The 13,690-nt window shown below is 61.6% G+C and carries 15 protein-coding genes; 3 read left to right on the top strand and 12 right to left on the bottom strand.

Annotation, left to right across the window (positions count from 1 at the left end; all coding sequences use genetic code 11):
* A partial coding sequence (locus V6M61_RS19610; protein WP_332778284.1) for a LysR substrate-binding domain-containing protein occupies window positions 1-226 on the top strand: 226 nt, incomplete at its 5' end.
* A 186-nt stretch (window positions 227-412) separates the two neighbouring features.
* On the opposite strand, the gene V6M61_RS19615 is transcribed toward V6M61_RS19610, so the two are convergent.
* The 11 genes from V6M61_RS19615 to V6M61_RS19665 all read right to left on the bottom strand — a co-directional run bounded on the left by V6M61_RS19615 (window position 413) and on the right by V6M61_RS19665 (window position 11,547).
* Window positions 413-1,156, bottom strand: a complete 744-nt coding sequence (locus V6M61_RS19615; RefSeq protein WP_332778285.1) for a DUF4145 domain-containing protein — start codon at window positions 1,154-1,156, stop codon at window positions 413-415.
* A 129-nt stretch (window positions 1,157-1,285) separates the two neighbouring features.
* Window positions 1,286-1,834, bottom strand: coding sequence for a hypothetical protein (locus V6M61_RS19620; protein ID WP_332778286.1), 549 nt, complete (start codon window positions 1,832-1,834; stop codon window positions 1,286-1,288).
* Window positions 1,835-2,474: 640 nt separating this feature from the next.
* A complete protein-coding gene (locus V6M61_RS19625; RefSeq protein ID WP_332778287.1) occupies window positions 2,475-2,981 on the bottom strand; it encodes a hypothetical protein in 507 nt (168 codons plus the stop codon).
* Window positions 2,982-3,216: 235 nt separating this feature from the next.
* On the bottom strand, window positions 3,217-4,299 hold the full coding sequence (locus tag V6M61_RS19630; RefSeq protein ID WP_332778288.1) for a maleylacetate reductase: 1,083 nt from the start codon (window positions 4,297-4,299) through the stop codon (window positions 3,217-3,219).
* Window positions 4,300-4,303: 4 nt separating this feature from the next.
* Window positions 4,304-5,185: an NAD(P)-dependent oxidoreductase gene (locus V6M61_RS19635; protein WP_332778289.1), complete on the bottom strand. Its 882-nt coding sequence runs from the start codon at window positions 5,183-5,185 to the stop codon at window positions 4,304-4,306.
* Window positions 5,185-6,144, bottom strand: coding sequence for a Bug family tripartite tricarboxylate transporter substrate binding protein (locus tag V6M61_RS19640; protein WP_332778290.1), 960 nt, complete (start codon window positions 6,142-6,144; stop codon window positions 5,185-5,187). Before V6M61_RS19640 ends, V6M61_RS19635 begins: the two co-directional genes overlap by 1 nt.
* 65 nt (window positions 6,145-6,209) lie before the next feature.
* A complete protein-coding gene (locus V6M61_RS19645; protein ID WP_332778291.1) occupies window positions 6,210-7,577 on the bottom strand; it encodes an amidohydrolase family protein in 1,368 nt (455 codons plus the stop codon).
* Between the two features lie 89 nt (window positions 7,578-7,666).
* The gene (locus V6M61_RS19650) at window positions 7,667-8,656 is read right to left on the bottom strand and encodes an NAD(P)-dependent oxidoreductase (protein ID WP_332778292.1); all 990 of its coding nucleotides are present in this window, start codon (window positions 8,654-8,656) and stop codon (window positions 7,667-7,669) included.
* A 97-nt stretch (window positions 8,657-8,753) separates the two neighbouring features.
* Complete coding sequence (gene pcaF / locus V6M61_RS19655) at window positions 8,754-9,959, bottom strand: 3-oxoadipyl-CoA thiolase (protein WP_332778293.1); 1,206 nt, start codon at window positions 9,957-9,959, stop codon at window positions 8,754-8,756.
* Window positions 9,960-10,096: 137 nt separating this feature from the next.
* A complete protein-coding gene (locus V6M61_RS19660) occupies window positions 10,097-10,741 on the bottom strand; it encodes a 3-oxoacid CoA-transferase subunit B (RefSeq protein ID WP_332778294.1) in 645 nt (214 codons plus the stop codon).
* Between the two features lie 89 nt (window positions 10,742-10,830).
* Window positions 10,831-11,547, bottom strand: coding sequence for a 3-oxoacid CoA-transferase subunit A (locus V6M61_RS19665; protein ID WP_332778295.1), 717 nt, complete (start codon window positions 11,545-11,547; stop codon window positions 10,831-10,833).
* A 131-nt stretch (window positions 11,548-11,678) separates the two neighbouring features.
* Here V6M61_RS19665 and V6M61_RS19670 point away from each other — a divergent pair, with 131 nt between their 5' ends.
* Window positions 11,679-12,476 carry an IclR family transcriptional regulator gene (locus V6M61_RS19670; protein WP_332778296.1) on the top strand — a complete coding sequence of 266 codons (798 nt, stop codon included), beginning with the start codon at window positions 11,679-11,681 and terminating at the stop codon, window positions 12,474-12,476.
* Window positions 12,477-12,712: 236 nt separating this feature from the next.
* Here the strand turns inward: V6M61_RS19670 and V6M61_RS19675 are convergent, their stop codons facing one another.
* Window positions 12,713-12,934, bottom strand: a complete 222-nt coding sequence (locus V6M61_RS19675; RefSeq protein ID WP_332778297.1) for a hypothetical protein — start codon at window positions 12,932-12,934, stop codon at window positions 12,713-12,715.
* Between the two features lie 172 nt (window positions 12,935-13,106).
* Here V6M61_RS19675 and V6M61_RS19680 point away from each other — a divergent pair, with 172 nt between their 5' ends.
* Window positions 13,107-13,541 (top strand): DUF1841 family protein, encoded by a 435-nt coding sequence (locus V6M61_RS19680; protein WP_332778298.1) that lies wholly within the window; start codon window positions 13,107-13,109, stop codon window positions 13,539-13,541.
* Window positions 13,542-13,690: the final 149 nt, after the last annotated feature.

The raw sequence follows: 13,690 nt of genomic DNA on the forward strand, positions 1-13,690 counted from the left end.
GGGCATTCTGGTGCAGCCCACCTACATCCTGTACAACGACATCGTCGCCGGGCGCCTGGTGCCGGTGCTCGATGACTGGGACCTGCCCCGCCTGACCATCAATCTGGCCTACCCCAGCCGCAAACACCTGTCGGCCAAAGTGCGCACCTTCATTGACTTCATCGCCGAACACTTTGCGAAGATGGACTACGAGCGCAAGTGGACGGGGCGGTTTGGGGTGTATTGAATAACTGGGGTTGAAATCGGCCAACAACTGACGGTCAAGCGTGAGTCGGCGAATGACTGCACTGACTCCGGTCATTCGAGCTTCTCGATAGCAGTCGTTTAACGTAGAGCTAAGGGGCAGGGCAAATGCGCAGCATTTGGCCTGTCCTTTTTGAGCACCATGCTATGTGGGATTTGTCGCGAATGGTCACTTCCCATCCCTTTCGTTAATGTGCATTTTGGTTTCTTCTGGCACAACGTCAACATACAGCAGGTCAAGTTCTTTGGGCTTAGTAATCATCTCATCAGCGATGAAGTTGAGAACATGGAACAGCTTTAGGGCAATATCTCGTCCATCATCAAGGTCTATCTGACCAGGATGTACGGCATTGTTGCCGACTACTCGCAGCAAATCTAATGCCTGCTGAATTTTTGGGCTTAGACCATCTGCGACGAGTTCCTTAATATCATTGTTGATGTTTTTCCCTGACTTCCCGAGCTGTTTAAGAAGCAACTGCAAGGCCAGTCGCAATAATGCGGTAGCTCCTTTAGGTGAATCTATGACAATCGTGGAAGCTTCAAGGTATAAGTCCTGAATTTCTTGTTCCATATCTGCGTTTGGCGGAGCAACCGGGGTTTGCTTTGGGTAAACAATTTCTTCGTTCACCCAGAGGGACACCTGTCCACATGTTGAACAGGTGGCGACAGAAAATCCTCTCGGAACAAACTCGCGCATTTGCCTGTTGATTACGGCTTCTACTCCATTGATAAAGTCTGCGATAGCTTCCTGTTTGTAATCTCGTATATTGACTCTGTAGTCATAGAAAAAATGTTTTAGGATGCTTGTTACTGTCTCGCTGCAACTATTGACATCGAACCAATGTTGCTGCGAAACAACTTGGCAATGTGGGCATTGAAATTTGTCACTTTTAATTTTCGGGGCTAGTTCCAAAGGTTGGCTCCTATTCTGTTGGCCACAAACGTGAAGATGACCGGCGCACAAGGGGCTAGTGCGCGCGCGCGAGCGGACGCACTTGTGCGTCCATGTCCATATATGACATGTTAGACCTCAACGTGTGTCTCATTCAATGTGACCTTGCATCTCTAGCTCTCGCGCAGCCAATTTGAAAGCTCCCAAGTACTCAGTGACTATTTCAGTGATGCGCCCCAGCGACTGGTGCGTGATGTCAAGATAGTGCAACTGGCCTTCGTACGGAGCGCTGAATCTGTCCGGTTCACGAAATCCAAACAACGCATACTGTCCATCAGGTGCGTGCACTTCGGGATGCGCCTCATTTTGGCCTTTGTGCGCAGTTGCATGTCGAAGAGCTTCGATGCCCGGGAAGTACTCGTCTAGTCGTTTCCGAGCGTCTTTCAATCGTGACATATCAACCATCGCTCGCACAGATTGACAATTACGGAGTTTGACTGACTGAATCTTCTCGAGACGAGCTCGCAAGTGGTAGAGCTCTAGGATGCACTCATTGCAGGCTACGAAGCGCCAGCGGCTCGCTACGTCGCGAGTGATGGACGGCGGAGGATTCTTGGCAGTGAGATAGAGAAGGAGCGCCGCCTTCCAGGCTTGAACGCTGTACTTAAGGCCCGCCAAATGCGCGTACAGGTCCTTCACCGCTGCAGCTTCGTTTGCTGGGGTAAGGGTAGACGGCCACAGCAGAGGCGCGCGCGGCATTTTGTGGTCAACGCCCAAGCTCAGGGGCGCCTGCGCAGCAGGCGTCCCTCTGGAGCGCGTGGTTAGACACCTACGCTACCTAAGATGCTGCCGAATGAGGTTTGCGTACTGATGCAAGCCCCTGTTCTCGAGTTCTTTTATGAAAACTGGCCAAGGCGGGATGTTGCTCATATACGAGCCCGGGCCAGCGGACATACCGCCGCCCGGACCAGTGGAAAGACCACCGCCCGGCCCGGTTGAGAGACCTCCGCCAGGACCGGTTGACAAGCCGCCGCCGGGACCGGTGGACATGCCACCACCCGGACCCGTTGAAAGGCCGCCACCAGGCCCAGTGGACATGCCGCCACCAGGACCGGTAGACATTCCACCGTCGGGACCAGTCGACGCGCCGCCACCGGGCCCTGTCGACATTCCACCCCCAGGACCAGTAGAGAGACCGCCCCCGGGACCTGTGCTCTGATTTCGTGGCCAAGCCATGGACTACTCCTTATCTAAGGTGCCTAGACGTTGAAGGCAACCGGACCGCAACCCTTGCGGCGAAGCCGCCTCCTGCAATTGCGGTTCCGCGTTGGCCGACCAGTTAAATTGCAAGGGACGCTGATGCTCGAACATGATATGGCGGCTCCATAAGAATAATCTCATCCGGCACTGGGTATGAATTGGCGCAGTAATCGACCTCAATGCCTGCCAGATGACCATTGCTTCCAACAAGAACAATGAACTCCAAGGTGCCTTGCTCCTCAGTCGTTCGGAATTCCAACTCAAAAACGGAACCACCACTATCCCCGGGTTGAGCAAGCGGCGCCACAGCACCATCCGGAACTTCAATGTCGAAGCTATTGCAACCGCACTCGCACAGTCGCGTGACTTTCCCAATATGAAAGGCGGCAAGCAGCCGTTCGCCGGCCGGGAACTCCGCGCGTGATGCAAGGAAGTGTGTCCATTTCGATGCGTGAGCGAAGGTGTTCGGCATGCAATTTAACGTGATGTAGACCGTCGGATATTCTGGCAATCCCAGCTTATCCGACCAGATAAACCAGAATTTCGCCACTGGATACGAATCAGTCCATAGGGCGGCAAGCCGCATGCAGCCAAGGTTTGCAAGGGCTTTTCCTGAAACGCTAGTGTCACTACAGTCCCCCCTTTATCTTGTCGCCTATCTTGGCGCATTGGCACCGGACCAAGCTGTCCGACATTTCGCAATGCAAGCACTATAGCCCAGCAGAGGCTGCACCTGAATGACTCCTTTCGCATTGCAGCCACTCAAGCAGTATGCGTTGACCGGTTGGTTTGGCTCGATTGCCGCCTGCCACACCCACTCATCACTTCCGCGGCCGCGCCCCCTCAAACGCATCCTGCAGCAACTGCCGGATCGCATCACGCTCCAGCGGACGCGGATTCGGGTACTGGTTCTGCATCGCAATGTCGCAAGCCCGATCCAGGTCGGCCTCTTTCATGCCGACATCGCCTAGCGCCACCGGCGCGCCATTGTTCTTCGCCAGGTCGAACACCGCCTGCGCCGCGCTGCTGCCGTTGAGAGCCTCGGCGATATGCTGCATGGCCTGGGGCGCCGCAGCGGCGTTGTAGGCCAGCGCATGGGGCAGCACAATGGTGTGGGTTTCGGCATGCGGCAAATTAAAACTGCCGCCCAGCGTGTGGCACAGCTTGTGGTGCAGGGCCATGCCCACATTGCCCAGCACCGTGCCGCACAGCCAGGCGCCGTACAGGGCGTCGCTTCGGGCTTGCAGCACGGCTTCGACAGGCTCAGCCCGAACGGGGCTTTGGGCAATGACTGGCAAGGCGCGGCCAAGAGCGGCTATGCCCTCTTTTGCCATCAAGTCCATGATGGGATTGGCGTCGGTGGCGTACAGGCCTTCGGCCGCATGGGCAATCGCGTTGATGCCGCTGGTGACACTCATGCCGACCGGCAGGCCGAGCGTCAGCTCGGGGTCGTAGATCACGGTGCGGGGCAGCACGCGGGCATCTTTGCCGGTCTTTTTCATACCCGCTTCGGTGATGCCGTAGATCGGCGTCATCTCCGAACCAGCGTAAGTGGTGGGAATGGCCAGGATAGGCAAGCCGGAATCGAGCGCAATCGCCTTGCCCAGCCCGGTGGTGGAGCCGCCGCCGATGGCCACGGCGCAGTCGGCACCGAGTTGGCGCGCCAGCGCACGGGCTTCGCGTGCGGTTTCGACCGGCACATGCATGACGGCACGGTCGAAGATGCCGGCGGCGCGCGGCCCCAGCAGGTCGGCAATCATCTCGGCCGAGGCGCGCTGCTCCGGCGTGGACAGCACCAACGCCTTGTGTGCGCCCAGCGCCTCGATCTCGCGACCCAGGTACTGCAGGCTGCCGGCACCGAACACGACGCGACCCGCTTGTCCGTTGTAGACAAAACTTTTCATCGCTTCACTCCATTTCGGTAGACAGACCGGCACTGCGCTCGACCGTCTTGATGATCGCCGCATAGTCCTCGTGCCCCTCGCCCTGGGCCAGCGCCGCGTGCATGAGCTGGTGCGTCAGGGCCGTCTGCGCCAGCGGCGCATGCACGGCCGCGCCCGCGCCCAGAATCAGGTCCAGGTCCTTGATCATCTGCCCGACCGTGAAGGTGGGTGTGAAATCGCGGTCGCTGAGCTGCACCGCCTTGGCTTTGAGGATGGGCGAGGCGACGGCGCTGGCACCCAGCACCTGCCACATGTCGTGCCAGTCCAGCCCGCCCTTGCGGCCCAAGGTCAGGCCTTCGGCCAGCATGGCGCTGGTTTGCGCAATCATCAGGTTCACCACCAGCTTCATCAGGCGCGCCTGCTCGGCCTCGCCAAGGTAAAACTGGTTCGGGCCCAGGGTCTTGAGCAGCGGCAGCACGGTGTCATAAGCCGGACGCGGGCCCGACGCCATGACCGTGAGCTGCGCTGCCTCGGCCATCTTGTTGTTGCCCGAGACGGTGGTGCGCAAATAGAGCACCCCGGCGGCCGCAAGCACTTGGGCGGCCTCGGCCGAAACCTGCTGCGACACGGTGCTGGTATCGACATACGTCGCGCCGCGCCGTGCGGCGCGGCCCACCTGGGCGGCCACGCTGCGCAAGGCGGCGTCGTTGGGCAGCGAGGAGAACACCACTTCCGCCTGCCCCATCGCTGCCTCGGCATCCGCTGCGGGCTGCAAGCCCTGCTGGCGCGCGAGTTGCAAGCGCTCCTCGCTCGGGTCGCTGACCGTCACCGCATGACCAGCCGCCTTCAGGTGCAAGGCCATGGGCAAGCCCATCTTGCCAACACCAACGAAATGAATCACTGACATCACTGCTGTCCTTTCAGATTGGCCGCTTTGGCAATGCGTGCCGCCGCGTCCACTTCGGTCTTGATGAAGGCATTGAAGGCTTGGACCGACATCGGCAACGGATCAGCGCCCAGCTTGTTCATGCGCTCCCTGACCTCCGGGTTCTCCATGGCCTTGAGGGCTTCTTCATGCAAGCGCTTGAGCACGGGCGCGGGGGTGGTGCTCGCCACGAGCATGCCGACCCAGAAGGTGTAGTCCGAGCCGGCCACACCGGCCTCCACCGTGGTCGGCACCTGCGGCAAGGAAGGCGAACGGGCGGGCGTGCTGACTGCGAGCGCCTGCAGCTTGCCGTCCTTGATCAGCGGCAAGGCCGAGGCCAGCGGTGCAAAGAACCAGTCGTTGCTGCCGCCGATGACGTTGGTCAGGGCCTCCGGTGTTCCCTTGAAAGGCACATGCAGGGCTTCAATGCCGGCCAGCAGGCGGAATTTTTCGGCATTCAGGTGGGTCGCGCTACCCACACCTGCGGACGCATAGTTGAGCTGGCCAGGCTTGGCCTTGGCGGCCGCCACGAGGTCGGCCAGCGTCTTCCAGCCTTTGGCCGGATTCACCACCAGCACATTGGGCAGGGCTGCCAGCGGCGTGATGCCGGTGAGGTCTTTCAGCGTGTCGTAGCCGATGGTGGTGTAGATCGCCGGGTTCAGGGCATGGCCAGACGAGTGGACCAGCACCGTGTAGCCGTCAGCCTCGCCTTTGGCCACCTGGCCCGCGGCAATGGTGCCGCCGGCGCCGGGCCGGTTCTCGATCAGGATGGGCTGGCCCATGCTCTTGCTCATGGTGTCGCCCACGGTGCGGGCAATGATGTCCGTGCCGCTGCCGGCCGTGAACGGCACGATGAATTTGATGGGTTTGCTGGGGTAGCCTTGGGCCAGCACGCCGCCCACCGCCAGCAAGCCCGCGACGCAAAGAATGAAGCGTTTCATGGTTTGTCTCCTGGATTTAATATAAAAACCGGTCTTTGCCGTTTAAATACGCGGGCAGGTAGCTATTAATTTGATAGCGAAAGTGCCTTCGCGATCTTTCTTCCGGAAGCCTGCAGGGCCGCCAGGCGGGGCTGCAAGTCCACCCCCAACAACTGGCCGTGGCGTTTTTTCCAGCGGCCGGCCACCATCACGCTGTCGATGTTGGCCAGCGAGGTTTGCATGACAACCGTATTGACCGGCTCGTGCACCGGCTGCATGTTGAGGTCGGTCGCGCGAATCAGCACCAGGTCGGCCTGTTTGCCGGCCGCCAGCGAACCAATGCGATGCGACTGCTGGAGCATGCGCGCGCCCTCGACCGTCACCCACGACAGCGCTTCCCGCGTCGTGATGGTCGATGTCCGGGGAATGGTGCCGTAGGTGTCGCGGTAGGCGACGTTGTCGAGTGAGCGCTGCATGCCCAGCGCCACGCGGGCCTGCGTCAGCATGTCGCCGCTGAGCACGCTCTCCAGATCCACGCCCAGCGAGGGCGCCCGGCCCAAGGCCCGCAGACGGCCGGTCAGCGGATGGCCGTGGCCCTGGGTCATTTCGCTCTCGGCCGCGGCCGAAAAACTCATGCCCAGTTCACAAAACCGCTGCAATTGCAGGTCGCTCAGCGCGTGCCCATGAACGATGTTGATGTGTTCGCCGAGCAGCCCGGCGGCCTCCAGCTTTTGCCAACCGTCGGGGGTGCGGGCCGGCCCGCCGCCCTGGTGCAGCGAGGCAATCAGGCCCAGCTCTTTGGCCATGGCGAAGTCGTGCAGCGCCACCTCCAGCGTCGAGTAGTGCGGCCCCAGCACGGCCGCCTGCACACTCAGCAGCGGCTGGCCCTGATGGGCTTTGAGCAGGCGTTCGATCTCGGCCCGTGGGTGCGGCACCTCCCAGAAAGGGCGTTCGCCAGGCTTCGGGTCGGGTTTGGGTGTGCCGTGAAAGAAGGCGGCGCGTATGCCGGACTCCAGCAGGCCGGCAATGGCGGCGTCGCTGTGCTGCGGCGTCGGATTGTTGTGGCACCAGTCGGCCAGCGTGGTGGTGCCGCAGTTGAGCTGATTCAGCGCGCCGACCAGCGTGGCAATGTACAGGTCTTGCGGCTCAAACACGGTGGCCAGCCCGGCATGCATCTTCTGGAAATACTCCAGCAGCGTCCAGTTTGCGGCGAGCCCCCGCAAGGCGGTTTGCCAGGTATGCATGTGGGCATTGATCAGGCCCGGGATGATGATGCAGCCGGCTGCATCGACCACCTGCATATCACCGGTATGGATATCGGCATGGATGATGGGTGCAATCTCGGTGAGGGTGTCGCCCGTCACCAGAATGTCGCCCTGCGGCAGATCGCCCAGCGCGTCCATCGTGATGACGGTGGCACCACGAATCAGCGTTCTGGCGGGTGCGCCGGCCATGTCAAGCCTCCCGCCGGGCCGCCCCAAGGCGAGACTTGCGCCCCCTCGGGGGGCAGTGACACTGCGCAGCAGGGAACGTGGGGGCCATATCAGGACTCCAGTCCGTCGCTCATTTTGACGTTTTCCGGCTTGAGCTCCAGACCGGCATCTTTTGCCGTCTCAAGCAGCAGCACTGCAAAGTCGATGTCCTCATGCCCGCGCCCTACCACGCGCGCGACCGACTCCCGCGTGGCGGCGGCAGCCGGCATAGCCACCCCGTGCGCCTTGGCGGCCGCCATACCCAGGTCCATGTCCTTGAGCAGCAGCTTGGGCGTAAAGGTCACCTGGTCAAAAGTCAGATTCGTGAGCATCGGCGTTTTGTATTTGGTGTACATGGAACCGAGCACCGAGTCGTTGATGCTTTCGAGGAACACGTGACGCGGAATCCCGGCTTTTTCGGCCAGCACCGTGATCTCGCACAGGTTCTGGATGATCACGCCGAACATGGTGTTGTGGGCAATCTTCCAGATGCGCGCCAGTTCGCCCTCGCCGACCCACATCACCTTGTGGGCCATGGCTTGCAGATAGGGCTGGACCTCTTCATACAGGGCCTTGGGACCTGAGGCCACCTGCAGCAGCTTGCCGGCCTTGGCCACTTTCGCATTGCCCGAGACCGGCGTACATACATAGCCAACACCCATGGCTTCGAGCCGCGTGCGAATCTCGGCCGAGCCTTCCTGCGAGATCGACGAGCTGTCCACAAGCACTTTGGGTTTGAGCGCACCGGCCACCAGGCCGCCTTCGCCAAACAGCACCTGCTTCAGGTCGTCAGTAGTAGAGACCATGGTGAACACGATGTCGCAGGAGGCCAGGTCCTGCTTGCTGCCAACAATGGTGGCGCCATATTCAGCCAGCGGCGCCGCCTTGGCGGCGGTTCGGTTCCACACACTGACCCCATGCCCGGCCTTTGTCAGGCGCTTGACCATCGCCTCGCCCATGCGGCCCAAACCTATCCATCCGATGCGCTTGACCATTGCCTTGTCTCCTTCTGCAGACCAATTGAGTCCACGGAGTGTGCTGCACTCATCGCCAGGACTCAAGGAACACGACGGAAATCAGTTTTCCAGTGACAGGAAAAGGCGCACCAAGCAAAAACGCCGCACAGAGTGCGGCGTCGGGTTGGGACGGCGCGCTGGACTACATGCGCTCCAACACCACCGCAATGCCCTGGCCCACGCCAATGCACATGGTGGCCAGCGCATAACGGCCACCGGTCTTGTGCAGCTGGTTGACGGCCGTGGTGGCCAGGCGTGCGCCGCTGGCGCCCAGCGGATGGCCCAGGGCGATGGCGCCGCCATTGGGGTTGACACGCGGGTCGTCGTCCTGCAAACCGAGCAGGCGCAGCACCGCCAGGCCTTGCGCGGCAAAGGCTTCATTGAGCTCGATCACATCCATCTGCTCGAGCTTGAGGCCGGTCAGCGCCAGCACTTTCTGCGTGGCGGGCGCCGGGCCTATGCCCATGACGCGCGGGGGCACGCCGGCCGTGGCCATGCCGACCACGCGGGCGCGCGGGGTCAGGCCGTTTTTGGCGGCCGTGGCCTCGTCGGCCAGCAGCAGCGCGCAGGCGCCGTCGTTCACGCCGCTGGCGTTGCCGGCCGTCACGCTGCCGTCCGGACGCACCACGCCTTTGAGTTTGGCCAGCACTTCCATCGAGGTTTCACGCGGGTGCTCGTCCTTGGCTACCACGATGGGATCGCCTTTTTTCTGGGCAATGGTGACGGGCGTGATCTCGGCGTCAAAGTAGCCGGCCTTCTGAGCGGCGACGGCCTTCATCTGGCTGGCCAGCGCCATCCGGTCCTGGGCTTCGCGCTCAATCTTGTAGTCCACCGCCACGTTCTCGGCGGTTTCGGGCATGGCATCGACGCCGTATTTTTCCTTCATCAGCTTGTTGATGAAGCGCCAGCCGATGGTGGTGTCGTAGACCGCGTGGGTGCGGCTGAAGGCGGATTCGGCCTTGGGCATGACGAACGGCGCGCGGCTCATGCTTTCCACGCCGCCGGCAATCATCAGCGTGGCCTCCCCCGACTTGATGGCGCGCGCGGCGGTGCCCAGGGCGTCCAGGCCGGAGCCGCACAGGCGGTTGATGGTGGAGCCAGGCACCTCGAACGGCAGGCCGGCCAGCAGGCTGGCCATGTGCGCCACATTGCGGTTGTCTTCGCCGGCCTGGTTGGCGCAGCCGTAGATCACGTCGGTGATCGCTTGCCAGTCCACCTTGGGGTTGCGCGCCATCAGGGCTTTGAGGGGGATGGCGCCGAGGTCGTCGGTGCGTACACTGCTTAAGGCGCCGCCGTAGCGGCCGAAGGGGGTGCGGATGGCGTCGCAGATGAAGGCTTGGGTGCTCATGATGGGATCCTAGGGTTGGTCATCCTGAGCGCAGCGAAGGATCTCTGCTGCACTTGAGATTCTTCGCTGCGCTCAGAATGACATTGGGGAAAATCAAAACGTTCTGCATGGGCAGCGCGGGCAGCGAGCTGCCCACTCTACGCGGGTTGAATCGGCAGGCCCACCAACTCCTCCAGCTCGGCGTGGTGCAGCCCCTCGACCTTGTCGACCAGCTTCAGGCCCTGCGGCGTGCATTCGAGCGTGGCCAGGTCGGAGTAGATGCGCTTGACACAGGCAATGCCGGTCAGCGGGTAGCTGCACTGCTTGACCACCTTGCTCTCGCCTTTTTTGGTCAGCAAGTCCATCATGACCCAGGTCTGCTTGGCGCCAATTGCCAGATCCATGGCGCCGCCGACCGCCGGGATGGCATCTTTTTCACCTGTGTGCCAGTTGGCCAGGTCGCCCGTCTCGCTGACCTGGAACGCGCCCAGCACGCAGATGTCTAGGTGGCCGCCGCGCATCATGGCAAAGCTGTCGGCGTGGTGAAAAAACGCGCCGCCCTTGAGCAGGGTCACAGGCTGCTTGCCGGCGTTGATCAGGTCGTAGTCTTCTTCGCCCTCCGCCGGGGCCGGGCCCATGCCCAGAATACCGTTTTCGCTGTGCAGGATGACTTCCACACCGGCCGGCAAGTGGTTGGCCACCAGCGTGGGCATGCCGATGCCAAGGTTGACGTAGGCACCATCATGGATGTCCTGTGCCACGCGTTTGGCGAGTTCGTCTTTGGTGCGTTTTTGGTAGGTCATGCAAGGCTCCGACGGGCCGCCCCTAGGCAGCATTGGGCCCCCTCGGGGGGCAGTACAGCGGCGTAGCCGCAAACGTGGGGGTTCATACTTTATGCAGCCTTCTTGAAACCGCCGGCCTGCGTGGCCACACGGTCAATTTTCACAATCTGATGGACAAAAATGCCCGGCGTCACGATGTGCTCCGGATCAAACTCGCCCAGCTCGGCAATCTCGTGCACCGTGGCCACGGTTTTCCTGGCGGCCGTGGCCATCACCGGACCGAAATTGCGTGCTGCCTTGCGATAGATCAAATTCCCCCAACGGTCGCCGCGCTCGGCCTTGATCAGCGCCACGTCGCCGTAGATCGGCATTTCGAGCACGTACTGCCTGCCATTGATTTCGCGGGTTTCCTTGGGCGTGCCATCACTGTTTTTGGCCAACTCCGTGCCAAACCCGGTGGGTGAAAAGAAGGCGCCGATACCGGCGCCAGCGGCCCGGATGCGCTCGGCCAGGTTGCCCTGGGGCACCAGCTCGAGCTCCAACTTGCCGCTGCGGTAAAGCTCGTCAAACACATAGGAGTCGGCCTGGCGCGGAAAGCTGCAGATGATCTTGCGCACCCGCCCGGCCTTGAGCAGTGCCGCCAGCCCGACATCGGCATTGCCGGCGTTGTTGTTGACCACCGTCAGGTCTTTGGCGCCCTGGGCGATCAGACCATCAATCAGCTCGTTGGGAATACCGGCTGTGCCAAAGCCGCCAATCATGACGGTAGCGCCATCTTCCACCCCGGCCAAAGCGTCCGCAATGGACCGGGCAATCTTGTTGATCATGCAAACGTCTCCCAGACTTGATGAAGTGCTCGCCAGCAACATCCCTCATAAAAAGGGGCGTTGGCCTGCATAAAATTGTTCGTAATTAGAACAAGAGTTCGTATAATGAATTTTAGGAGATTTCCAGGACCATGGCAAATACCGCCTCTTCACGGATTGCAGACCTCAAGCCCGGCGACGGCTATGTGCAGTCCTTTGCGCGTGGGCTGCAGGTGATTCGCTCCTTCAGTGCCAGCGCGCCACGGCAAACGCTGAGCGAGGTGGCCGAGCGCAGCGGCCTGAGCCGCGCGGGAGCCCGCCGCATCCTGCTGACGCTGGAAGCGCTGGGCTACGTCCGCAGCGAAGGCAAGCTGTTCAGCCTGACGCCGCGCATTCTGGATCTGGGCTTTGCCTACCTCACGTCCATGCCGATCTGGAATCTGGCCGAGCCGGTGATGGAAGCGCTGGTGGAACAGGTCAGGGAGTCCAGCTCCGCTGCCGTGCTCGATGGAACGGACATCGTGTATGTGCTGCGCGTGCACACCCACAAGATCATGAACATCAGCCTGGGCGTGGGCTCGCGCCTGCCCGCTTACTGCACATCCATGGGCCGCATCCTGCTGGCCGGTTTGCCCGATGCACAGGTCCGGCAGTGCCTGGCAGCCTCGGAGCGCAAGGCGTACACCCGGCACACCGTGACGGACATGGAGGATCTGCTGGGCAAAATCAACCAGGTTCGCAGGCAAGGCTGGAGCCTGGTGGATCAGGAACTCGAAGAAGGCCTGATCTCGCTGGCCGCACCGCTCACCAACCGGGCCGGGCAGACCGTGGCGGCCATCAATATCAGCGGCCAGGCCAACCGGACCAACGCCAAGGTCATGCAGGACACCATGCTGCCGCCCCTGCTGGCTGCGGCCCAGTCGATCTCGCGCATGCTCAGCGTTAGTTAATCGCCCCCACGCTTTTCACTTCGTGTAATACGCTGCCCCCCGAGGGGGCTGTGCTTGCTCGGGGCGGCCCTTCGCGGCGCACGGTGCTATCCCCGTGAGACGCGGCGCCTCCTGGATTCCTCGTTCTATTGCCGTCCCAACGAAGAGGACAATTTCCCGACGGGCCGCCCCTAGGGAAATTAGCCCCCTCGGGGGGCAGAGAGTTACACGTAGTGAGCGAACGTGGGGGCACTATTTCAGGGTTTGCGAAAACCCAGCGCCAGCACCACGGCGCCCAGTGCAATGGCCCCAATGCTGAGCCACCGGGGAATGTCCACCACCTTCTCCTCCTTGACCGTCAGCTGGAGAGGGCCCAGCTTGGCCGCCGTGGTGTCTTTGGTGAAACTGAAGCCGCCGGTAAACAGGCCAGCCAACCCCAACACAATCAGAACAATCCCAGTGATTCGGGCGGCATTCATTGAAAACTCCTCGCCGGGTTGTTGATGGAATGACCGGCCAGCGCTTCCCGGCATCACGCCAGCCTGTAGCGTAATTTAGACGATGCACCTGCCAGCGTCTGCAGGACGGGCGTCCGGCGATACCGAAACACCACGCCAGCCACGGGAAACGGTGCCGTGATACGCTGTCGCCATGTTCACGCCCTCCCAAGCCGATGTCCGCCGTTTCTTTTGCTCGGTTTATGCCAAATCCCGCACTGGTAAAGCGCTTGAAGCTATAGAAATCATAGCAAGTCAGTGGATTGAGGAGCACCCGGAATACCACGCGGATTTTGCCGATATCGACGCTGCGCTGGAAAAAATGTACGACGTGGAAGCCGGCCGGACCAACCCTTTTTTGCACCTGTCCATGCACCTGTCGATCAGCGAGCAATGCTCCATCGACCAGCCGCGCGGCATCCGGCAAGCCGTGGAATTGCTGACGGCCAGGCGCAACTCCCTGCACGAAGCGCACCACGAAGCCATGGACTGCCTGGGCCAGATGATCTGGGAGAGCCAGCGCGCGGGCCGCCCGCCCGATGGCGCCGCCTATATAGAGTGCGTGCAGCGCCACGCGACAAGGGATTAGCCCCCACGTTCGCTCACTGCGTGTAGCTCTCTGCCCCCCGAGGGGGCGCTGCGCCTGCGGCCCGGCTAAGCCGGTTCCGCGGCCCCTGCTGGAGCAGAGCCTCCCCGCTTTCCTTGGGCGGCCCGGCGGAACACTGAGCCATAAAAAAA

Origin of the sequence: Polaromonas sp. (genome assembly GCF_036676035.1) — a bacterium.
GTDB lineage: Bacteria > Pseudomonadota > Gammaproteobacteria > Burkholderiales > Burkholderiaceae_C > Polaromonas.

What these genes read in the sequence shown, in the direction of transcription:
- V6M61_RS19680 (WP_332778298.1), top strand. Translation starts at nt 13,107, where the DNA reads ATGTTCACGCCCTCCCAAGCCGATGTCCGCCGTTTCTTTTGCTCGGTT.
- V6M61_RS19665 (WP_332778295.1), bottom strand. Translation starts at nt 11,547, where the DNA reads ATGATCAACAAGATTGCCCGGTCCATTGCGGACGCTTTGGCCGGGGTG.
- V6M61_RS19645 (WP_332778291.1), bottom strand. Translation starts at nt 7,577, where the DNA reads ATGGCCGGCGCACCCGCCAGAACGCTGATTCGTGGTGCCACCGTCATC.
- V6M61_RS19625 (WP_332778287.1), bottom strand. Translation starts at nt 2,981, where the DNA reads ATGCGGCTTGCCGCCCTATGGACTGATTCGTATCCAGTGGCGAAATTC.
- V6M61_RS19670 (WP_332778296.1), top strand. Translation starts at nt 11,679, where the DNA reads ATGGCAAATACCGCCTCTTCACGGATTGCAGACCTCAAGCCCGGCGAC.
- V6M61_RS19640 (WP_332778290.1), bottom strand. Translation starts at nt 6,144, where the DNA reads ATGAAACGCTTCATTCTTTGCGTCGCGGGCTTGCTGGCGGTGGGCGGC.
- V6M61_RS19635 (WP_332778289.1), bottom strand. Translation starts at nt 5,185, where the DNA reads ATGTCAGTGATTCATTTCGTTGGTGTTGGCAAGATGGGCTTGCCCATG.
- V6M61_RS19675 (WP_332778297.1), bottom strand. Translation starts at nt 12,934, where the DNA reads ATGAATGCCGCCCGAATCACTGGGATTGTTCTGATTGTGTTGGGGTTG.
- pcaF (WP_332778293.1), bottom strand. Translation starts at nt 9,959, where the DNA reads ATGAGCACCCAAGCCTTCATCTGCGACGCCATCCGCACCCCCTTCGGC.
- V6M61_RS19660 (WP_332778294.1), bottom strand. Translation starts at nt 10,741, where the DNA reads ATGACCTACCAAAAACGCACCAAAGACGAACTCGCCAAACGCGTGGCA.
- V6M61_RS19630 (WP_332778288.1), bottom strand. Translation starts at nt 4,299, where the DNA reads ATGAAAAGTTTTGTCTACAACGGACAAGCGGGTCGCGTCGTGTTCGGT.